Genomic DNA, 22,112 nt, shown 5'->3' on the forward strand with positions numbered 1-22,112 from the left:
ACAGGAGTTATGGGGATTACTGCTGGCTTATAATCTTATACGAGTAGCAATGACTGAAGCCTCTTCACGCAAAGGTATCTGGCCTAATCAACTAAGCTTCAGCGGGTGCTCTAGCGCAGTGGTTGCGTTCCTTCTAACAACAGGGCTTACAAGCCCCGGGAAGCTGCCCGTGTTGTATGAAAATCTTATCAATCAATTGACTTACTATGTGCTCCCGACACACCGAGAAGACAGGTTATATCCGCGATGTGTTAAACCTAAACCGGGTAAGTACCCCGCTAAAAAGAAAAATGCCAGTCAGCTTAACTGACTGTCATTAGCCTCATGGCGCCTTTTTCGTTTCCCAGATTACTCAGTGGTTTGCCTTATACTTCCGTCTAATATTCACGGCTGGGCGAATGGGGTATTTTCAAATGCCTGCTAATTCTTTGCTGCAATTGTAGAAGCATTGGTGTGTTCTCCTTTAAGATGATTTACTCTGTCTAAAAACATCAAAGGAAATAAAAGATATGAATCGGAAGTTGCTGTCACTTGTATTTGCTGGCCTAGCCTCTTTTACAGCTAGCGCTAACCCCATTAACGTTGATGAACTGGCTAATAAAGTTGAGCCGGACGTTATTAATTGGCGCCATCATTTTCATGAGTTTCCAGAGCTGTCGAACCGCGAGTTCAAAACCGCTGAGTATGTGGCTGATTACCTTAAGAGCCTAGGCTTACAAGTTCAAACTGGAGTGGCAAAAACCGGTGTGGTTGCCATTCTAGACTCGGGCAAGCCGGGTCCTGTGGTTGCGCTGCGTGCAGACATGGATGGACTTCCTGTAAAAGAGCAAAACGACCTAGACTATCGCTCAAAGCAAGTAGGCGAATATAATGGTAAAGAAGTGCCAGTGATGCACGCCTGTGGTCACGATACGCATATGGCTATGCTCATGGGTGCTGCAAAAATCCTTACTGAAATAAAGGGTGAATTAAAGGGTAAAGTGAAATTTATCTTTCAGCCTGCAGAAGAGGGCGCCCCCGCTGGAGAAAAAGGCGGTGCTGAAGTTATGGTGGCAGAAGGCGTATTAAAAAATCCTGATGTTGATGCTATTTTCGGTTTGCATATTAATGCCAACACCGATGTGGGCAAAGTGCGCTATAACGCCGGTGGCACTATGGCCGCAGTAGATCCGTTCAAAATTGTTATCCACGGTAAGCAAGCGCATGGCGCTTATCCGTGGAAAAGCGTAGACCCAGTAGTTACTGCTGCGCAAATGATAATGTCTATTCAAACCATTGTAAGTCGTGAATTAAAACTGATTGACGACGCGGCAGTGGTATCGATTGGCTCAATCCATGGTGGTAACCGCTCTAACATCATTCCAAATGAAGTGGAGATGGTTGGCACTATCCGTACTCTTAACGAAGCCGCTCGCGATCATATTTACGAGTCGCTTCCACGCAAAGTAAAAGCGATTGCAGAGAGTATGGGTGCAGAGGCAGAACTTACGTTACCACTAGATTACTATTACCCAATTACCTATAACGATCCAGAGCTTACAAAAGCCATGCTACCTACCATGCAGCGTACCGCTGGCATTGAAAACACATTGCTTTCCAAGCCGGTAACCGGGGCAGAAGACTTTTCATTCTTCCAAGAGCAAGTTCCAGGCTTATACGTTTGGGTGGGCGGTAAGCCGCTAGATGTATCAGAAGAAGACAGCCCCGCTCATCACACGCCAGAGTTCTATGTTGATGATGAGGGAATGAAGCTGGGTGTTAAGCTGCTTACTAACTTTACTTTAGATTATATGGCGCAAAACTAACACTGGCGGCTGGAGACATGTATTGAAAATTGGTAGTAATTCGTTTTCCATTTCATGGTCTCTGGCCTTCCAAGCATTAATTGTATGTGTACTTGGTGCAAGTTTAAATGCCCTCTCTCCACCTTTTGACAGCACTGGGATAGCCGCATTTGGTATAGGAGCGGCAGTTTACGCCTCTCTTCGCTTTTCCCCTTTTATTTCAATTCCCATTGCACTGCTAACCAGTCTTCCATTGTGGTTAAACGAAGGCAGCATTGTAGGTAAAGAAAGTCTCACTCTTTTGCCAATAGTACTTAGTTTTTTCGGCTACGATAAATCGCTAAAGCAGGTGATTAAAGTAGGCGCAGGTTTCTGGTCTATCGTCTTTTTACCCATTTTGCTGTTAGAACACTCTCTTTTCGATGATGACAACGTGAACATGGTGTTCTCGGGTGTTTTAGTTACTTGGGTCAGCGGTGTATTTGGCTTAATCATCGGCCATTTCGCGTACTTAGCCATTTATGGTCTGAAGCGGCAAACTTCGTACAAATCCGAGCGGGTCACGCTTCACTTTCTCTTCGGGTATTTTTTCTCTGGATGCTTCTTTGTCGCTTCTATGGCGGTGATATATCTGTCAGTAAGCCTGTTTCAGCATCAACAAGAACGGCAAATTCACAGTTATATGACCCAGCGCGTTAAAGTGCTGGAGTTTCAGCTTTCAAATTTTTTACGTCATCATCAAAATGCTATTACCGCCACAGCAAAAGTACTTTCTAATAGTGGTTCGGAAAAAAACGACGAAAACACCGCAGCCAAAAATCTACAAATTGTGGCTTCTAATAACCCTGAATTTTTAACCTTTTTGGTAGCCAATGAAGATGGTGATATTACGCATGCCTATCCACCAAGCATGTTGGAAAAAGCAAAGCGAAATGGGCGGCCCAATGTGTCTTATCGGCCTTATTTTTATGAGGTAATGCAAAGTGGGGCGCCATTCTTATCTAACGTTTTTCAAGGCCGTGGCTTTGGTAACGACCCCATTGTCGCGCTATCTGCGCCTATTTTAGATAGTAATGGGTCGCCTAAAGGTATTGTAGAAGGGTCATTATCACTAAAGAGCTTTCATGCTATTGATAACCTTAGTCTCGGTGGATTCTCGATGTTAATCGAAGATCAAAAGGGTGAGGTAATTTACGCCTCCGAGGCGTTAGCGTTAAAGCCCTTAACTAAGGCACCGTTTTATTCATGCGAGCCTAAATGTGCCATTGAAGTTGATAATGGCCCTCAAGGTAAGACGTGGCTTAGATTTACTGATAATGTTTCTTTTGCTAATTGGGAGGTTAGCTATTATTTCGATAAACGGCTTTTGATGGCATCAATGAGTAGTTATTTACTCAAAGATTTGCTTTTATTACTGGCCTTATCTGCATTCGGGACCTTTACAGGCTATGTAGTAGCGAAAATGGTGGGAGCACCCATTCGCCGTCTTATTCGCTACATAGCAGACTTCGAACCTACACAGCAACAAGGAAAAAAAGCGCCGCAAAGAGCACTCCACATTCAAGAGTTATCGTCACTAAGCGATGAGTTTATGCGCTTAGAAACCCGCTTGTTAGGTGCTTTTGATGAGCTTAAGAAAGCGCGAGAAATAGAGCAGGGGCTAAACGTAGAACTTAATGAGTTAAACCAGTCTTTAGAAAAACGTATAGAGGAAAAGACTGAGCATTTAGCGCTAGCGTTGAAAGAAGCTGAAGCTGCTAACGTTGCCAAAACCCAATTTCTTGCCAATATGAGCCACGAGATAAGAACGCCGATGAACGGTATCGTTGGCTCTTGCGAATTGATGTTAGACAATGACCTCCCCGAGCATATCGCAGTGAGAGCAAAAACGATTTCTCGTTCAGCTACTAATTTACTGATTATTTTGAACAGTATTTTGGATTGGTCGAAAATTGAATCAGGAAAAATGCTCAGTGATATCCAGCGCTGTGACATTCGTGAGTTGCTTATTGCTTCCTGTGAACTTTATCGCCATACAGCGCAGGTTAAGGGGTACGACATTGCGCTTAATATTAAAGACAATGTACCCGATGCTTTAAACATTGATGCTGGAAAAGTAGCTCAGGTTATTAATAACCTTCTTAGCAACGCGATTAAATTTACCAATGAAGGTGAAGTTTCGGTTGACGTTAGTTACGCGCACCAAGGGCTTAAAGTTTCGATACAGGATAGCGGCATTGGTATCGCTCCGGAAAAAATACATCTTATCTTTGAAAAGTTTGAACAAGCTGACACATCGACCACCCGCCACTTCGGAGGAACCGGTCTAGGCTTGGCCATATCCAAAGGGCTAGTTGAGTTGCTCGGCGGCGAGCTCTACGCTGAAAGTGAATTGGGCAAGGGGACTAATTTTACTTTCCATATTCCGGCCACTACGAGTAATAGCGATAAGCAGGAGCAACCTAAGACCTCAGTAACACTCCCCAGTGGTCTTCGCGTACTTCTTGCAGAAGATAACGATATAAACGCTGATATCGTGATGGATATGCTTAAATCAGCGAACATCAAATGTATTCGAACTAAGAATGGCAGAGATGCCGTACAAGCAGAGAAAAAACATGATTTCGACCTAGTTTTAATGGACTGTCAGATGCCCATAATGGATGGATTGGCTGCATCCACACTTATCCGCAAAGAAGGTAGAAATAAAACTAAGATTAAAATTATAGCGTTGACGGCCAACGCATTTGTTGAAGATAAAAATGCCTGCTTAGAAGCAGGCATGAATGCGCATTTAAGTAAGCCTATACGCAAGCAAGTGCTATTTGACTGTATTGCCCGTGAGCTTACTAGCGTTTGAGGCTACGTCAGTGTCATCACTTGGGGCATCACTTACCAGTCGCAATACAATGTAGCCCAAGCACGCAGACACAAGAGAACCCGCTAAAATTCCGACCCGCTCATCAAAGATCTGATTAATCCCGGTCTGTTCAAAAGCAAGTCCTCCTATGAACAGGCTCATAGTAAAACCAACGCCACACAGTAGTGCACAACCGTAAATATGCTTGAAGTTAAGATCGTCAGGCAACTTTGCTAGTTTTAGCTTCACCATTAAATAGCAAAACCCAAATACACCTATCTGTTTACCCACAACCAAGCCAAGGAAAATACCAAAGGTTACAGGGTGGAAAATTCCTTCTGGGCTAATATTGCCAAAACTAATGCCCGCATTAGCAAAGGCGAACAGAGGCAAAATGGCAAAACTTACAGAACCATTTAAGCCGTGCTCAAGTCGTGTTACGGGAGAGTATGACGCATCTTTTTGATCCCGCATGGGAATAAAACTAGCCAATACCACACCGGCTAACGTCGCGTGTACGCCCGATTTCAGCATAGCGACCCATAAAATGATGCCTACAAAAACATAGGCTGGAATATCCACTACATTTCGCTTGTTCATTTGCCACAGCAGTAACAAGCACCCAGCAGCAACGTACAACGCGCCAGCTGTAATGTTGTCGGTATAAAACAGAGCAATAATTACAATAGCGCCGATGTCGTCGATGATGGCTAACGTAACCAAAAATACTTTTAGGCTAGTAGGTACTCGGCTACCCAGTAACGCGAGAATACCCAACGCAAAGGCAATGTCTGTGGCAGCGGGAATCGCCCACCCCGCAATCGCCACAGGGTTATCCCAGTTTATGCCTACATAAATTAATGCAGGCAACGCCATGCCGCCAATTGCACCAGCAGCGGGCAAAATAATATCTTTAGGGTTTGCCAGCTCACCTTCACACACTTCACGTTTAAGTTCTAAGCCCACGTGAAAGAAAAAGACTGCCATCAAGCCATCGTTAATCCATAGCAGCAAAGGTTTATCGATAGCCCACGACCCAGCGGATATTTGAACTGGCATGCTGATTAAATGGTCATAAAGGGTATCTAATGGGGAGTTGGCAATAATGAGTGCGAGTATTGTCGCGGCCATCAGCAAAATACCGGGAGCCGCCTCGCGGTTTAAGAAGTCAGAGACCACGTCCTGTACTTCTTCTATTACTTCATCAAGTACGTCGGGTTCATGCTTATCTGTCATCAATAACCTCTTGCGCCATTTAACTACTAACACCGCAAATCTTGTAGAGTCGCGGTTGCTAATCCGTGTTATAAGGCAGTTTTTCTACACAAATTAATTATAGTTAATACGAATTATTAGGTTTAGATAGATCACCCTTAAAGGGAGAGTGCTTTTACACGAACGTACTCTATAGCGCTATATTTCACGCCATTTACGGTGGGATTTTGAACGGTTTTAAGCTACAATCGCGGCCTTTCCAAGGTTGTCCATTTTACCTACTCCGAGGATCTCTAGATGGCAAAAGTCGCGATTGTAATGGGTTCAACTTCAGACTGGCCTACCATGCAGCAGGCCGCAAAAATGCTGAAGTCGTTTGGTGTTGAATTTGAAGCGAAGGTGGTGTCGGCACATCGTACACCTAACTTGCTAGTAGAGTTTGCTGAAGGCGCTGCCGATGAAGGTTTTAGCGCAATAATTGCTGGCGCGGGCGGTGCAGCACACTTGCCGGGAATGATTGCCGCACACACTCATCTGCCGGTGTTTGGTTGCCCGGTAAAATCAAAAGCGCTCAACGGGTTAGATTCATTGCTTTCTATCGTTCAAATGCCGAAAGGCGTAGCAGTAGGCACACTAGCCATTGGTGAAGCTGGTGCAGCAAATGCTGGTCTACTTGCGGCGCAAGTCGTTGCGCTGCAAGACGAGAGTGTGCGTGAAGCCGTTATCGCTTTTAGAAAATCTCAGACTGAGACAGTACTTGCTTCAAGCAACACATTGGAGCTAGATGAATGAGAGTAGTTGTTTACGGCGCAGGCCAACTTGCTCAAATGATGTACTTAGCGGGAAGCCCGTTAGGTATTGAGGTTCAAGCTGTGGACGTAAACAACGATACCGTTGTACATCCAGTTAGCAAAACCCCACTCGATACAACACTAGCGCAAGCGCTAGAGGATGCCGATGCATTAACGGTAGAGTTTGAGCATGTACCTGAAAGATTGCTTGAAGAAGCGGCTAAAACAAACAAGTTGATGCCGAATATCGACAGTATTCTAGTTGGTGCCGACCGCGTACGCGAGAAAAAGCTGCTTGAAAACATGAAAGTAGCAAACTGTGATCACCAGATAGTGACCGACCTTGCTCAATTAGATGATTGCGTAAAACAGCTTGGTAGCAAACTTATTCTTAAAGCGAGTCGCGATGGCTACGACGGTTACGGACAGTGGCGTTTAAGTGATGAAGCGGATTTGCCAGCACTAAAACGCTCGCTACAAGGCCTGGACTTAGAAAACGTGCCATTAGTGGTAGAAAAAATGGTGGCATTCGATAGAGAACTATCATTAATTGGTGTACGCAACGCTAATGGCGACGTCAGAACCTACCCACTTGCTGAAAATCTGCATCACCAAGGTCAGCTTCATGTGTCGGTCGCGCCTGCAACTAGTGTGGATGATGCTCTTCAGGCTCAAGCTCACGATATTTTCGTGAAACTAGCTGAAGGCATGGACTACATAGGCGTGCTGGCAGTGGAGTTATTCCAAGTAGGCGATAAACTGCTTGTCAATGAACTTGCTCCGCGTGTACATAACTCTGGGCATTGGAGCCAGTCAGGCGCTGTAACCAGTCAGTTTGAGAATCACTTGCGTGCTGTTTGCGGTTTGCCTCTTGGCGATACGTCAGCCATAGGGCCTAGTGCTATGGTTAACATCATTGGTTGCAGCAGCTTTTCACGAGACCTGCTAAGCATTGATGGAAGTCACCTGCATTGGTACGGAAAGTCTGTTCGTGAAAAACGCAAAATGGGACACATCAATGTCACCACTAATAGTTATGAAAGTTTAGGTGAAAAGCTCATGGCGTTGAGCAAATATTTACCACTTGAGTACTTCCCGAAATTAGTTGGTGAAGCAACGCGATTAAAAGGTTGACACCCACGCGTTTATCGCTAGAATACGCATCCGCTGTCTAGGCAGCGGTTTTTAAAGTGTGCCGACTTAGCTCAGTTGGTAGAGCAACTGACTTGTAATCAGTAGGTCGCCAGTTCGATTCCGGCAGTCGGCACCATTTTTCTTTTTTCCTATGCCAAACTTACGTACACTTGCTTACGAATACTCATTCGGAGCAGACTGTATGTCACTTTTTTCCAAATCACTTAAACCTTTAGTTATCGTTACTGGCTTAATTTCTTTAAGCTTGTCTGGGACTATTTCAGCCCATGGCAATGATCATGATAACCACCACAAGCCAGAAGAGCAGCACAGGCACGCCAGTAAGCAAACTGACGTTATGGTGATGAATGGTTACGCCAGAGCAACCTTTGCCTTGGCAAAAACCGGCGCAGTGTACTTTACTTTACATAATCAAAGTAAAAGCGATAAAACGCTGATATCTGTTTTAGTACCCCAAGATATAGCAAGTGATGCGCAAATCCACACAACGGTTATGCAAGATGACGTCATGAAAATGCGTGAGCTAACCGAAGGGGTTAAGGTTAAAGCGGGCCAAATGATTGCGTTTGAACCAGGTGGTCGCCACATAATGCTGTTGGGACTGACCAAAGGTTTAAAAGAGGGCAGTGAAATAGCGCTAACACTTAAGTTTGACGATGCGAGCGAGGCTAAGGTAAGACTGCCTGTTAGAAAAGAGCCATCCGCTGGAAAAGAGCCGTCAGCTAAAGAAAAGCCGTCAGCTAAAAAAGAAACGGGCGATGGCCATCATCATCACCATTAGTCAGGTATCTAAGACAAAACGCTTAACGTCATCGATTAATACGATGGAAGCAATTAACTAAACCGTTAATCTAAATCAAAAATTATAGAGTATTATTAACCTATATTATCAAGACCTAGATTTTTGATGGCCAAGAAACTGGTTGAACGAAAATCTCTAAAAGGGTTTCAACGTTAAGGAGTGTGACATGAGCAAGATTGATATTGGTATTTCTGAAAGCGATCGTAACGCAGTAGCAGAAGGCCTGAAAAAGCTATTGGCCGATTCTTACACTTTGTACCTTCAAACGCATAACTTCCATTGGAATGTAGAAGGGCCGCAGTTCCGTGAACTGCATCTTATGTTTGAAGAGCATTACACCGAGCTTGCGGAAGCGGTAGACGAAATCGCAGAGCGTATCCGTACTTTAGGTGTTTCAGCGCCGGGCACATATAAGTCGTTCGCTGAACTTAGTTCAATTGAAGAAGTTGAAGGTGTGCCTGAGGCCAACGAAATGGTTCGCTTACTGACTCATGGTCATGAGCAAGTAGTGAAAACGTGCCGCGAATCATTAAAGCTAGCGCAAGATGCGGACGATGAATCATCTGCAGCGCTAATCGGTGACCGCATGCGTGTTCACGAGAAAACAGCGTGGATGCTTCGTGCAACGCTTCCAAAATAAATACGCCGCCGTGGTGAAGGTGGTTCGCGTCGTTTAGGCGACAAACTAACTTTATCGCATTAGCAAGTAAAACTATCACGAAGGGTACAGCAGCGCTGTACCCTTTTTTGTATACTGCTATAACTTAAAAAATAATAGAAGAAGTCTGTGCAACCAAACACAGCTTCTGTAAAAGAGGCTTCTAACGATGAAACCATTAAGCACTTTAGCAGTTAAGTCCAAACCCTTAAGCACGTTAGCGCGCCCGATAGCGTGCGCAGTAGCGAGTGCAATGGCGCTAACGGTAAGCCAATTTGCCCTAGCTCATGGCGATCATAAGCATGGCGAAGCGCATGAAATTGCTGACAGCGATATAACCGTAACCACGCTTGCTGAAGGTTTAGAACATCCATGGGGCATGGTGTTTTTACCTGATGGCGACTTGCTGGTAACCGAACGAGCGGGTGGTATCCAACGATTGTCAAAAGACGGTAAATTGTCAGGGCGCCTAAACAACGTACCAAAAGTGGTCGCGCAGAATCAAGGTGGTATGTTAGACATTACCATCGACCCAGACTTTGCCAGCAACAACACAATTTATTTCTGTTACAGCAAAGCGAGCGAGAAAGAAGACAAGCCTGGCAGCAGTAGTAGTGTTGCAAAAGCCACGCTTACTGATTCGGGCCTTGAGAATGTCGATGTTATCTTCAGTGCCGACTCTATCGTCGATAATGGCTTTCACTTTGGCTGTCGCTTAGCATTCGATGCTAAAAAGCAGTTATACGTGACCATGGGCGATCGCTATAAGTACATGAAAGAAGCGCAGAACACCGATAATCACTTTGGTAAAATTGTGCGTATCAACCGTGACGGCAGCGCAGTAGAGGATAACCCCTTTACCGATGGCAATGCCCCTGAAATATTTAGCTATGGTCACCGCAATGTCCAAGGCGTAACTATTCACCCTGAAACCGGCGCAGTTTGGGCGATGGAACACGGTCCTAAAGGCGGGGATGAAATTAATATCTTAGAGCGCGGTGCGAACTACGGTTGGCCAGAAATTACTTATGGCGTTGACTACAGCGGCGATATTATCAGCGATAAAACTCATATGGATGGTATGCAGCAGCCTTGGTTGTACTGGGATCCGTCCATTGCACCAAGCGGCTTAACCTTCTATCAGGGCGACATGTTTAAAGAGTGGAACGGCGATATATTAGTGGGCTCTTTAAAATTTACGCACCTTCGCCGTATCAAGGTAGAAGATGGAAAGCCAGATGAGCAGTTCGAGTATGTTCGAGACAATCACGACCGCATCCGCGACGTAGAAGTGGGGCCAGATGGTGCTATTTACTTACTGACAGACGCGCCCAATGGCAAAGTTGTGAAGCTGACCAAATAAGGGTCGATGATAAAAAAGAAAGGCGCCATTTTCACTGAAGGGCGCCTTTTTTTTTAAAGAGAGCTCATGGTTTAAACCGATTTACTCGCTGTCGTTGTCTTTCTTGTAGCGCTCAAACCACGCCACAATATTTCCCACCTTTTGAATCAAGCGAGATGGGCGGCTTGCAATGCCGTGTGAAGCCCCTGGAATTCGCACCATCGCCGCATCCACACCTTGCAGTTTCAGCGCTTGGTAGTATTGCTCGGTTTCACTGATGGGGGTGCGGTGATCGGCTTCGCCGGTTAGCAGCATAGTTGGCGTTACTACATTACCCACTAAACTTAGCGGGCTGCGCTGCCACAACTTATCGGCAATTTTCCAAGGCATATCCGCCATCCAATATTGGCTAAAGTAAGGATATGCATCAGCCGTCAACGAAAAGCTCATCCAGTTGATAACGGGTTTCGCCACTACTGCGGCACTAAAGCGCTCAGTTTTACCAATAGACCAGGCAGTAAGTGTACCGCCACCCGAGCCGCCGGTAATAAACAAGTTCTTTGAATCAACATAGCCTTGTTCAACAACGGCGTCTACCACGTCCATCAAGTCGTTGTAGTCTTCTGACGGGTAGTTATGGTGAATTAAATTACCAAAGTCTTCACCGTAAGAGCTACTGCCCCTTGGGTTAGCCCATACCACAACATAACCTTGCGCCGCCATTAGCTGAATTTCCATAGCAAAATGAGGGCCGTAGGCCGCATGAGGACCGCCGTGAATTTCTAATATCAGCGGGTATTTCTTGCTGCTATCGAATCCAGGTGGCAAAGCAATCCATGCGTCGATAGGTAGTTCGTCAACACTTGATACTACGGAAAGATCTTGTACCTCTGCCAACGTCTTATGGCCAAGTGCGTCGTTATTTAAAGCGGTAAGCACTGTGTCGTCTTTACCTTTTCTGTAAAGCGCTAAGTCGCCAGGCATGGTGCGGCTGGCAGTGGTATAAACGATGTCACCTTTGTCACTAACTGCAAAGTCACCTGACGTGTAAGGGCGGCCAAAGGCCTGACCGCCAATGCTTACGTCGATAGTTTTTACATCACCTTTAAGGTTGACTGTAGCAAGCTTAGTCTCGCCATGATCAAGATAAGAGAAAACTAATCCGCGACTGTCTTTACGCCACGTGAACTTACCTAAGCTTCTATCTAACGATGTAGTTAAGCGCGTGATATCACCACTTTTAAGCTCTAGTACAACAATGTCACCGTTTTGGTATGAAAGCTTTCTGTCGTTTAGCTGAGTAAACGCAAGGTACTTTCCGTCGGGGCTTAAGGTTGGTCTGCCTTCAGGGCCTTCCATATCGGTAACTTGTTCAACTGCCGCTGTGCTTACGTTCACTTTGTAGATATCGCCAGACAATGGGTACAACGCATAGTCTTCTCGTTGCGGTGTGGCGAAATAAATCCAGTCATTGTTTCTAGAAAAGGCAAGGGTACCGCCGCTTGGGAATTTCCCCGTTGTTAACTGTCGCGGTGTGCCGCCTTCCACAGGTAAAACAAAAATCTGATCGAAGCCTTCGCGCAAGTAGCCTCTGCCGTCACCTCTATATTTTACCGCGTCAATATAGGTGCCTTGGTCAGCCCACTTTGCTCCTTTTGGCTTGCTCGGCATTCCTGTAAACAATGGCTTTTGCTTTTCTTCTGTAAACTGCGTAAAGGCTAAAGTTTTGCTGTCGTGAGACCAGGTTAACTGGCGAGGTGTCTCGCTGGTATTGGTTAAACGCACAGACTGCATTGTATCTAAATAATAAAGGTGGATTTGTGCGCGGCCGTTGACCGATTTTGTATACGCCACCATTTTACCGTTGGGCGACAAAGTCGCCTGTGACAAGTTCTCGTCTAGTCCAATAAACGGGCGATGCTCACCTGATTTAATGTTCACCTGCCACAATCGGCTTTGTCGTCCGTCAGTCATGACATCCATGCTTTGACGAGAATAAATGACCGTTTCTTTATCAAGGAATTGAGGGTTAGCGACAAATTCCAAGTTAAAGGTATCTTCGTACGTTAGCGCATTTACGCTATCTGAATCAGAGCCAGAATTTTGCAACGCACTGGCTTGGCCCATACCTAAAACCAATAATGATAATGCTGTCGAGGTAGCTAATAAGCCTTGTCGCATAGGGCGAAGGGGGAAACGAGACACAAACATGTTTGTTCCTTTTGTTATTCTTGTTGCGCTAAGCGCGATAGGTAATGTGTTCGCAGTCGTGCTCTTAACGTTAACGCTAGGGTTAATTTAGTAAACTGTGAACCTTATTCTCAACCATATCGCTTTCGTTTCCATTATGTAAAGGGTGTGCGGTGAAGGGGCAGGATTGTCCGTTAAAAGTGCGTATTACTGCATGTATCGCAACACATAGCGCTATGTATAACAATGGGAGGCTAACAGCGGGTATTATCGGAAATAACGCAGTATCGCCGTTGTCTAATTCTCACAAGGCTTATTCGCCTTTAAGGCTAATTTTGCCCACCAGAATATCTTTAAACATAACCCAATCGCCCATCAAACTGTAAAGGGGGTGTTTGAATGTGGCGGGGCGATTTTTCTCAAAAAAGAAGTGTCCTACCCACGCAAAGCCGTAACCTACTAGCGGTATAAACCACAGTAGCGACCAGCTCGCCATATATATTGCCAGCGCTATAACGCTAAGTACTAGCCAAGAGCCGATAAAATGAAGCGTGCGGCATGTGCCGTCTTTATGCTCATTTAAATAAAACGGGTAAAACTCTTTGAATGAAGCAAACTGAGTGTCTGTGCTGGTTTGTGTAGTCATAAAACCCTCTCGGCCAAATCTTAAAGATGTAGGGTGGCTTGATAATAAAGTAGCTCAATAGAGCGAATTTACACTACATTAACATCCATTGGAATTGTAGATTGTCGTGAAAGCGACAAAGACGAAATGGCCGCTTTTATAAAAAGAGTATGTCGCTCGTTGCGAAACTAAAGATAACGCGCGTTAACCTTGTAATTTTACAGCGTCTGCCCCATATTCCTCTCAATACAAGAAATTAAAGGCCTGTGTTATGGAAAATCTCGTTGCAAATAGCCAAGCAACCATCGTGGATATTACGGTAGAAAACTTTCAGCAAATTATTGTAGAAGCATCACAAGAAAAACTAGTGCTTATCGATTTCTGGGCTGATTGGTGCGAACCTTGTAAAGACCTAATGCCCATACTAGAAAAGCTGGCAGGTGAATATAGCCAGCATTTGATTTTGGCCAAAGTAGACTGCGAAGCACAGCAAGAAGTGGCGGCTCAGTTTGGTATTAGAAGCCTACCAACGGTGATGGTGGTGCAAAATGGTCAGCCCGTCGATGGCTTTGCAGGTGTACAACCTGAGCAGCAAATTCGTGAAATGCTGGATAAATATTTGCCAAACCCAGAAGATGACCTACTTGCCACTGCTGGCAAGGCGATCCAACAAGGGGATTACGCAGAAGCACTGCCAGCGGCAAAAGAAGCCTTAACGCTTAACCCTGATAACGTAAACGCTAAGTATATGCTTATTGATTGCTACGTTGAGACTGGCTCTATCGATGCAGCTAAAGCTTTGCTTGAAGAGATTAAGCTAGTAGATCAAGACTCTCGCTATAAGAGTTTGGCGGGCAAAATTGAACTTGCAGAACAAGCGGCAGATACGCCTGAAATACGCCAGCTTCAAGCGGCAGTAGAAGCGAACCCTGATGACCTGCAGCTTAAGGTTGACCTAGCTGTACAGTTGCAGCAAGCGAACAAAGCACAAGATGCACTAGAACTTCTTTATACTGTACTAAAGAAAGAACTTGGCTTTGGCGATGCCAGAAAGTTAATGATGGATATGATGAACGCACTCGCTGACGGCGACCCGCTTAAGTCAGAGTATCGTCGTAAAGTCTATAGCTTGTTGTACTAAGCCTATTCGGGTTTTAGCGTTCACAGTAACGCTAAAACCATCGCCTTGGGCTATAAAACTAGCAAATAGGTGAAAATCCTTCCTTATGCAACCAGTTAAGTGCCTCGAAGTATTTTTCAAAATACTCCCGTTCATAGTTGCTCGTTTCAAAATCACGTTGGTTTGAAGGATGGGTGCGTTCTAGTTGAGCACGCTTGATCATTCCGCTATCTAGCACATACGCTGAACGACTAAGCCCTTTCGAAATATTTACCTTTATTGCATCCGCTAAACGGGTCTGACATTCCGGCGTAGATAATACCCAACGGCGTCCGTCCATTAAGGCTGCCCAAGGCTTATTGTCGAACCTATCAATAAGCTCATGCATTTCCTCTATAAAAAACTCTGTTGTTTTGAGGTTCCACGCTCCGGTAGCAAACACTTCAAGAACGTTACCTGAGACATCCAATGAATAATTTCCGTATTTAGGAAAACGCATAAAGTACCTTTAATGTGTGTCTGCGTGGAACAGATGGAGCTTGCTAACTAGACTTACAAAACCATCTCGCCTCTATAGGGTATAGCAGAGTTTTTTAGTTTTGCAGTGGGCGTATGTATATAAGAAATAACATTAAGCGCAACGACTTGGGCAAAACTATTTACACCTATTTTGTAAATAAATGTTTTGCTGTAGGCGTAGGTTCATGCGAAATACGCCGAAGTTTGATAGGGTTTAAGCGGTTTTTATATTAGGCAATAAAGCATGGCATATCAGCAGTTTTATACGGGGTTTCTCAACGCTAACAAAGGTAAGCAGCACTATGCGTGTCACAGCCATTATTTTTGGCCAGACTGCACACGCGAAGCAATGCTTAACTATTGGGATGACAGTGCTAAATACGTAGACGAAAAGTGGGGGTACTTTTTCCAAACTTTAGTACCGGAACTGCAACAGCGTATTAGCAAAATACTGAATACTGGCGCGCCTGAGCAAATCGTTTTTGCGCCAAATACTCATGAATTGCTTTATCGTATTATGAGCTGCATAGATAGCGCTGCACCTTATAAAGTGGTATCGACAGACAGCGAGTTTCACAGTTTTCAGCGCCAAGCGAGTAGGCTAGAAGAACAGGGTGCAATAGAACTTATTACCGTACCTACCAAGCCCTATCATACTTTTTCTTCACGCTTTAAAGCGGCTATTGCCGAACACAATCCTGAGCTAGTTTTCTTTAGTCAGGTCTTTTTCAACTCTGGTTATGTGGTAAGTGATATTTCAGATATTGTACATAGTGTGGCTAACGACAATACCCTCGTCGTAGTTGATGGTTATCACGGCTTTATGGCAAAGCCTACGGACCTTGCCGATATTGCTCATCGTATTTTTTATCTTTCAGGTAGTTATAAATACGCACAGGCGGGAGAGGGGGCGTGCTTCGCCCACGTGCCGGTGGGTTGTAAGCTAAGACCCACATATACCGGCTGGTTTGCCGAATTTGGCGAGTTAGACAAACCCCGCGAGACGGGCGGTAAAAATAACGTGCAATATAGTTTAGATGGGATGCGCTTTGCCGGTGCCACTATGGATTTTACAGCGCTCTACAGGTTAAGAGCTGTGCTTCGCATGTTTGAAGATAATAGTTTAGATGTTGCCGCGATAAATGATTACGTAATGAGCATGCAGCGAACATTTTTAAAAAAGCTTGCTGACTGCAATCATCCGTTACTCAATGAAAATCACTTAGCCGTTAACAATGAAAAGAATCGGGGTCATTTTCTTACCTTTGAATTAGATAATGCCGATGTGACAAAAGCCCTTGCTTCCAAGCTTAAAGCACATCATATTCTTACTGACTTCAGAGGTAACCGGCTACGCTTTGGTTTTGGCCTATACCATACCCCCGAATACATTGATTTAAATGTGCTGTCGGAAATATCTTAAAGGGCGACTTAATTCGTTGCAGGAAAGGCAGCGCAAAATGTTGCGCGCTCATTAACGGCACGCTCATTAACAGTACACGGTTTTAAGGATAAATTTATGGAGTGGCTACTACCCGCTTTCGCCTTGGTACTAATTATAGAGGGAATAGGACCGCTGCTTTTTCCGAATAAATGGCGCAATTATTTGCTTCAAATCAGTCAGCAACCGAGTAATCAGCTGCGCCAAATTGGCGGTACCCTTGTGATAATTGGCGCGCTACTGCTTTTTTATTTCAGTTAATGTAGGAAGAAGCTGTTTTGTGAGCTGCGAAGTTCAAGGTTGACCGCCTGTTCAGGTTTTACGCTAGCTAATGTTTAGAATGCTATAAAAATTAGCGATTTAGGAAATATGTTTTATAAAACAATAAGCCAAGCCTTATTGTAAAAAGCCGCCGGCGGCGCTTGAGCATCTTTGTAATTTCAAAAATAAAAACAAAATAGTCGTATTTTTGTTCGAAAAAGAGATGATCCTTGCCCTAGAATTTTGTAGAATCCCCGCCTAATTTTCTTACACATATGATTCATGGCAAAGAACGTTGTGGTACTCGGCACTCAATGGGGTGACGAGGGTAAAGGCAAGGTCGTAGACCTACTCACTGATCGCGCAAAATATGTTGTTCGTTACCAAGGCGGACACAATGCAGGTCACACTCTAGTAATCGACGGTGAAAAAACCGTACTTCACTTAATCCCATCAGGCATCCTACGCGATAATGTTACCTGTATTATTGGTAACGGTGTTGTGCTTAGCCCTGACGCACTAATGAAAGAAATGACTATGCTTGAAGAGCGTGGCGTTCCAGTGCGCGAGCGATTAAAGATTAGTGAAGCTTGTCCGCTAATTCTTCCTTATCACATTGCACTTGACGTAGCGCGCGAAAAAGCCCGTGGCGCAAAAGCAATTGGTACAACGGGTCGTGGTATCGGTCCTGCTTATGAAGATAAGGTAGCTCGTCGCGGTTTACGCGTAGGCGACTTATTTAACGCCGAAGACTTCGCAGCAAAGCTGAAAGAAGTGCTAGATGTGCATAACTTCACGCTTACACAATACTATGGCGCAGAAGCAGTAGATTTCGATGAAACCTTAAAAGGTGCAATGGAAGTTGCTGATATTCTAAAAGCAATGGTTGTTGATGTAACTGACGAACTAGACAAAGCGCACAATGCTGGTCTACCTATCATGTTTGAAGGTGCTCAAGGCACACTTCTAGACATCGACCACGGTACGTATCCTTATGTAACTTCGTCTAACACTACCGTTGGTGGTGTGGCAACAGGTGCTGGTTTCGGTCCGCTTAAGCTAGATTACGTATTGGGTATCGTAAAAGCATACACCACGCGTGTAGGCTCAGGCCCTTTCCCTACTGAACTAGATTGTGAAGTAGGCCAACACTTAGGTGTTAAAGGCCACGAGTTTGGCGCAACCACAGGTCGTAAGCGCCGTACAGGTTGGTTTGACGCAGTTGCGATGAAACGCGCAGTACAAATCAACTCTATTACAGGTTTCTGCTTAACCAAGCTTGACGTGCTAGACGGTCTTGAAAGCCTTCAAATATGTGTTGGCTACAAAGATGCAGAAGGCAATGTAAAAGACGTTCCACCTATGGCCGCTGACGGTTACGAAAAAGTAACGCCAGTATATGAAGAAATGCCAGGTTGGACAGACAACACCTTTGGTGTAACTGAGTTTGAAGCCCTTCCACAAGCGGCGAAAAACTACATTAAGCGTCTTGAAGAGCTAACAGGTGTGCCAGTTGATATCGTTTCAACAGGCCCTGACAGAAACGAAACTATCGTTTTACGCAGCCCTTACGACGCGTAATAGCACCTCATTAAATACCTTTAAAAGCCCAGTGTTTACTGGGCTTTTTTGTTGCACACAAACTTTACCTCTTTTCATTTTCCTTTATCACGCTCCATTTTTTAGCACCTGCATTTTATTCCTATTAGTCCTACGGTTAGGGCGTAAAACGCAATCGCATTAAACATTAATTAACAATTTAGTTGCGTTGTCTTCGAACATCCCTATTAATATAAGATAGTTTCAGTTAATTATTACGCTGCTTTGCCCGACAACAATCTTAAGATGAGTCATCGAATTGTTGCAGTGGGTGTTATGCTATCGGAGCCTTCTTATGCCAAATAGACCTTCTCTTCACGCAGTGGAAACCGGTGTGTGTTTCGTTGACGTCGTTCACAAACTTAATGACAGTTTTGATACAGGGAAAACCCAGTCCCTGGAATGGCGTAAAAGCCAGTTAAAGGCATTAGAAACTTTACTGAAAGACAATCAGCACGACATTTTACAGGCCCTTAAAAATGACTTAGGCAAATGTAAGACCGAAGCCATGGTGGCCGAACAAGGGTTTCTGCTTTCTGATATAAAACATACGCTTAAGCACTTGGATAAATGGGCAAAGCCGCGCAAAGTATCTACGCCAATGGCGGCGTGGCCCGGTAAAAGCTTTCGCAAGCCTGAACCCCTTGGCACTGTGCTTATCATTGGTGCGTGGAATTACCCACTTCAGTTATTACTTGCTCCTTACATTGCTGCCATTGCGGCGGGTAACTGTGCAGTATTAAAACCTTCCGAACTAGCACAAGAAACATCGTCGCTGGTGGCTAAGCTTATCCCTCAATACATGGATAACTCATGTGTTGCTGTGGTTGAAGGCGGTAAAGATGAAGCGACGGCGCTACTTGCCTGCAAATGGGACCATATTTTTTACACCGGTGGTGAAGTGGTGGGCAAAATTGTCATGAGCGCCGCGGCCAAGCATTTAACGCCAGTAACCCTTGAGCTTGGCGGTAAGAGTCCCTGTTTTGTTGATAAAAACACAAACCTTGCTGTCACCGCGCGCCGTCTAGTGTGGGGTAAATGGATGAACGCAGGCCAAACTTGTATTGCGCCCGACTATGTCATTGTAGAGAAGGGCTTTGAGCAAAAGTTTATTGAAGCGGTTAAAAAAGAGCTGAAAAAGCAATACGGCAAAGCGCCTTTATCGTCTCGAGACTACGGCAATATTATTAATCATCGTCACTTAAAGCGCCTAGAGAGTTATCTTGAAGGCGTCAATGTGGTGTATGGGGGCGAGTTAGATGAATCTCGTCCAGCAATGGCGCCTACCCTTGTACTAGAGCCATCGCTAGATAGCCCGCTGATGAAAGAAGAGATCTTCGGCCCTATTCTACCTATTATCACTGTCGACAACATGGAGGCGGGCATTAAGTTTGTGAATAGTAGACCTAAACCACTCGCGCTTTATGCATTTAGTGATAAGAACGATGTGCTTGATAATATCATCAGCAAAACCAGTTCAGGTAGCGTGTGTACGAACGACACTATGCTGTTTATGACTAACCCTGAGTTGCCGTTTGGCGGCGTAGGAAATAGCGGCATGGGTAACTATCATGGGCAAGCAGGTTTTGATACATTCAGTCATATCAAAACAGTGATGAAGCGTTCTTTTGCGTTAGACGTGTTCTTTCGTTACGCACCGTTTTCAAAGTTCAAGCTATCGTTACTTAAGAAGTTTTTATAACAGGAGTTTTCATGGTTCAGCCTTTTCACCTTGCCATACCGGTCACTAATCTAACCGATGCTGAAGCGTTCTACGGTGATTTATTGGGTTGCGAGAAAGGGCGCAGCGATGCACAGTGGATAGACTGGAATTTCTTCGGCCATCAGTTAGTGACACACTGTGTAGAGGCCATGCCGTCGCCGCCTTCGCATAACGGGGTAGACGATCATGCTGTGCCGGTGCCGCACTTTGGCGTTGTGCTAACGATGGATGACTGGCAAGAATTGGCAAGTAAACTGGAAGCTGCTGATATTGAGTTTGTTATCGCACCTTATATTCGTTTTAAAGGTAAGCCGGGCGAACAAGCCACCATGTTTTTCAAAGACCCTTTCGGTAACGCGTTAGAATTTAAAGCGTTTGCAGATATTAATCAGCTATTTGCAAGTTAAAAAGCCATTTCAAGGCTAATAGGTATGCCTATTGAGACATCTCAATAGGCATATATCGATAGAGCTTAGTCATAAGGTTACTGATCTACTTCAATATAGTTGCCTTCTAACTCTACATCAGGGTCGCTTTTTTCAACCGCAACTTCTGGATCTGGCTGCTCTACTTCTATTTCAGGGTCTCGTTGTTTTACATCTACGGCAGGCTTTCCTGCTTTGATATTCACTCTAGGCTGAGCTTGAGAGATAGTTACCTCAGGATCCGGCTGATCTACGGTGATATCTGGATCATTAGTGGTGATCGTTATTTCAGGCTTAGGCTGACGCACCGTAACTTGTGCAGGCTTTTGGTTAATAGTTACTATAGCAGGCTTTTGCGTTACGGTGACCTTGTCGCCTTTACGCTCATTGTTTTGTTCACTTGCCATGTACTGGGCTAACTCACTTTTATCAAGCTCCCCGTTTTTGTTTTTGTCATAAGTGCGCATAATTTTATCGTACTTACTTGGCTCTAGCGTCGAACTCATTGTTTCTTGTGCGAAGCTACTTGTGCTAAACAAAGCTGATGTCAGTAGTGCAGATGTTATTAAGGCTTTACTCTCGATTTTCTTAAAATTCATGGTCATTTCCTTTGGTATCTATTTTACATTGTTCATCTATTGAAAATTGCGAAGGTTATTCAGCTGACAAAATGTTTTCTAACGTTTTCTGCTTTTCGCTTATAGATGAATAACGAGATTCTACGTACTCCGGGAACTGCTGAATTTCTCTGCTTGAAGAAAGCAGTAAATTACCCTCTTCTAATTTCACTTCATCTAGAGGAATGACGCTCTTCTTCTCGCCAAGACCCATCATGCCGCCCGATTCTACGACAAGGTAAACATCGTTACTTTGCTTTTGCATCACAACTTCTTCAATTGATGCGACTTCTTCACCGCGAGTGTTTACCACGTCGTTATCTTCTAATTCGTTAATAGTCATGTGTGCAACCATTGCCTTATCACTATCTTCACGAATGTCGCCACTTGCGTCTCGACGGACAATATTTATTTCGGGCTCGCTACTCTCAATAGTGATTTCGGGCTCCGCTTGATTTACGGTCACCTTTGGCTTCGCCGCATTAACTGTTATCTGAGGTTCTGCTTGCACAACATTTACTTCAGGCTCTTGTTGTTTCACAGAAATTTCCGGGTCCTGATAGTCTATATCAACTTCAGGTTTGCCAACGGCTACATCAACTTGAGGATCTTGTTGTTTAACTTCTACTGACGGGGCTGGCTGTTTTACATCAACATCCGTTTGTCCCTTAATCACTTCAATTTGAGAGCGTTCGGCTTCATCGAGCTCCTGTGCACTTACACCACTACTCAGCCCTAGTGCTACGACAGCAGCAATCGAGCTTTTCTTTAATAGCGACGCGTTTTTTTGTCTTTTACGAATATCCATCTTTTTCTCCTTGAAAATTAAACTACCTTGAATTTTGTCTACCGCTTAAAGACAAAACTGACGTTGCAACCGGTATACCGTCTATTTAATAGATAATGTTTTTAACAAAGAGATAAAGCTTTTTTTGAATTCGATAAAGTTAATTGTTATTTTAAGTTTTAAAATCTAAATTTTTTG

General features: G+C 44.5%; 19 protein-coding genes, 1 tRNA gene and 1 pseudogene. 15 read left to right on the forward strand and 6 right to left on the reverse strand.

Annotation, left to right across the window (positions count from 1 at the left end):
• From ACYTPF_RS18815 to ACYTPF_RS18825, 3 genes and pseudogenes are all read left to right on the forward strand, one after another.
• Nucleotides 1-310 (forward strand): annotated as a pseudogene (locus ACYTPF_RS18815) (IS4 family transposase); the annotation flags it as partial.
• 199 nt (nt 311-509) lie between these two features.
• Nucleotides 510-1,805: an amidohydrolase gene (locus tag ACYTPF_RS18820; protein ID WP_461853276.1), complete on the forward strand. Its 1,296-nt coding sequence runs from the start codon at nt 510-512 to the stop codon at nt 1,803-1,805.
• 22 nt (nt 1,806-1,827) lie between these two features.
• On the forward strand, nt 1,828-4,644 hold the full coding sequence (locus ACYTPF_RS18825) for an ATP-binding protein (RefSeq protein WP_461853277.1): 2,817 nt from the start codon (nt 1,828-1,830) through the stop codon (nt 4,642-4,644).
• Here the strand turns inward: ACYTPF_RS18825 and nhaA are convergent.
• Nucleotides 4,606-5,880: a Na+/H+ antiporter NhaA gene (gene nhaA, locus ACYTPF_RS18830; protein WP_461853278.1), complete on the reverse strand. Its 1,275-nt coding sequence runs from the start codon at nt 5,878-5,880 to the stop codon at nt 4,606-4,608. The genes ACYTPF_RS18825 and nhaA overlap by 39 nt on opposite strands.
• 276 nt (nt 5,881-6,156) lie before the next feature.
• Here nhaA and purE point away from each other — a divergent pair, with 276 nt between their 5' ends.
• From purE to ACYTPF_RS18860, 6 genes are all read left to right on the forward strand, one after another.
• The gene (gene purE, locus ACYTPF_RS18835) at nt 6,157-6,651 is read left to right on the forward strand and encodes a 5-(carboxyamino)imidazole ribonucleotide mutase (RefSeq protein WP_269918229.1); all 495 of its coding nucleotides are present in this window, start codon (nt 6,157-6,159) and stop codon (nt 6,649-6,651) included.
• Nucleotides 6,648-7,784 carry a 5-(carboxyamino)imidazole ribonucleotide synthase gene (locus tag ACYTPF_RS18840; protein WP_461853279.1) on the forward strand — a complete coding sequence of 379 codons (1,137 nt, stop codon included), beginning with the start codon at nt 6,648-6,650 and terminating at the stop codon, nt 7,782-7,784. The genes purE and ACYTPF_RS18840 overlap by 4 nt, the downstream gene beginning before the upstream one ends.
• 60 nt (nt 7,785-7,844) lie before the next feature.
• Nucleotides 7,845-7,920 (forward strand) — tRNA-Thr (locus ACYTPF_RS18845).
• A gap of 66 nt (nt 7,921-7,986) precedes the next feature.
• The gene (locus ACYTPF_RS18850) at nt 7,987-8,586 is read left to right on the forward strand and encodes a copper chaperone PCu(A)C (RefSeq protein WP_461853280.1); all 600 of its coding nucleotides are present in this window, start codon (nt 7,987-7,989) and stop codon (nt 8,584-8,586) included.
• A 187-nt stretch (nt 8,587-8,773) separates the two neighbouring features.
• Nucleotides 8,774-9,247: a Dps family protein gene (locus ACYTPF_RS18855; protein ID WP_118490413.1), complete on the forward strand. Its 474-nt coding sequence runs from the start codon at nt 8,774-8,776 to the stop codon at nt 9,245-9,247.
• A gap of 187 nt (nt 9,248-9,434) precedes the next feature.
• Nucleotides 9,435-10,628 carry a PQQ-dependent sugar dehydrogenase gene (locus ACYTPF_RS18860; protein ID WP_461853281.1) on the forward strand — a complete coding sequence of 398 codons (1,194 nt, stop codon included), beginning with the start codon at nt 9,435-9,437 and terminating at the stop codon, nt 10,626-10,628.
• Nucleotides 10,629-10,709: 81 nt separating this feature from the next.
• Here ACYTPF_RS18860 and ACYTPF_RS18865 read toward each other — a convergent pair whose 3' ends face one another.
• Both ACYTPF_RS18865 and ACYTPF_RS18870 read right to left on the reverse strand, forming a co-directional pair.
• Entirely contained in the window at nt 10,710-12,818 is a 2,109-nt protein-coding gene (locus ACYTPF_RS18865; protein ID WP_461853282.1) for a S9 family peptidase, read from the reverse strand.
• A 292-nt stretch (nt 12,819-13,110) separates the two neighbouring features.
• Nucleotides 13,111-13,443 carry an Mpo1-like protein gene (locus ACYTPF_RS18870; RefSeq protein WP_179982221.1) on the reverse strand — a complete coding sequence of 111 codons (333 nt, stop codon included), beginning with the start codon at nt 13,441-13,443 and terminating at the stop codon, nt 13,111-13,113.
• Nucleotides 13,444-13,693: 250 nt separating this feature from the next.
• Here ACYTPF_RS18870 and trxA point away from each other — a divergent pair, with 250 nt between their 5' ends.
• Entirely contained in the window at nt 13,694-14,563 is an 870-nt protein-coding gene (trxA, locus tag ACYTPF_RS18875) for a thioredoxin (RefSeq protein WP_461853283.1), read from the forward strand.
• 58 nt (nt 14,564-14,621) lie between these two features.
• On the opposite strand, the gene ACYTPF_RS18880 is transcribed toward trxA, so the two are convergent.
• The gene (locus ACYTPF_RS18880; protein WP_179982223.1) at nt 14,622-15,041 is read right to left on the reverse strand and encodes a hypothetical protein; all 420 of its coding nucleotides are present in this window, start codon (nt 15,039-15,041) and stop codon (nt 14,622-14,624) included.
• Between the two features lie 264 nt (nt 15,042-15,305).
• On the opposite strand from ACYTPF_RS18880, the gene ACYTPF_RS18885 reads away from it, so the two are divergent.
• From ACYTPF_RS18885 to ACYTPF_RS18905, 5 genes are all read left to right on the forward strand, one after another.
• Entirely contained in the window at nt 15,306-16,484 is a 1,179-nt protein-coding gene (locus ACYTPF_RS18885) for an aminotransferase class V-fold PLP-dependent enzyme (RefSeq protein ID WP_461853284.1), read from the forward strand.
• A 96-nt stretch (nt 16,485-16,580) separates the two neighbouring features.
• Nucleotides 16,581-16,763 (forward strand): DUF2065 domain-containing protein, encoded by a 183-nt coding sequence (locus ACYTPF_RS18890; protein WP_071816877.1) that lies wholly within the window; start codon nt 16,581-16,583, stop codon nt 16,761-16,763.
• Nucleotides 16,764-17,045: 282 nt separating this feature from the next.
• Entirely contained in the window at nt 17,046-18,344 is a 1,299-nt protein-coding gene (locus tag ACYTPF_RS18895) for an adenylosuccinate synthase (RefSeq protein ID WP_461853285.1), read from the forward strand.
• A 313-nt stretch (nt 18,345-18,657) separates the two neighbouring features.
• The gene (locus ACYTPF_RS18900) at nt 18,658-20,064 is read left to right on the forward strand and encodes an aldehyde dehydrogenase family protein (RefSeq protein WP_461853286.1); all 1,407 of its coding nucleotides are present in this window, start codon (nt 18,658-18,660) and stop codon (nt 20,062-20,064) included.
• Nucleotides 20,065-20,075: 11 nt separating this feature from the next.
• On the forward strand, nt 20,076-20,492 hold the full coding sequence (locus ACYTPF_RS18905; protein WP_461853287.1) for a VOC family protein: 417 nt from the start codon (nt 20,076-20,078) through the stop codon (nt 20,490-20,492).
• 77 nt (nt 20,493-20,569) lie between these two features.
• Here the strand turns inward: ACYTPF_RS18905 and ACYTPF_RS18910 are convergent, their stop codons facing one another.
• Entirely contained in the window at nt 20,570-21,109 is a 540-nt protein-coding gene (locus ACYTPF_RS18910; protein ID WP_461853288.1) for an EF-hand domain-containing protein, read from the reverse strand.
• Between the two features lie 55 nt (nt 21,110-21,164).
• Entirely contained in the window at nt 21,165-21,935 is a 771-nt protein-coding gene (locus ACYTPF_RS18915) for a PRC-barrel domain-containing protein (RefSeq protein ID WP_461853289.1), read from the reverse strand.
• Nucleotides 21,936-22,112: the final 177 nt, after the last annotated feature.

Source organism: Alteromonas sp. HB246098, from assembly GCF_054890645.1.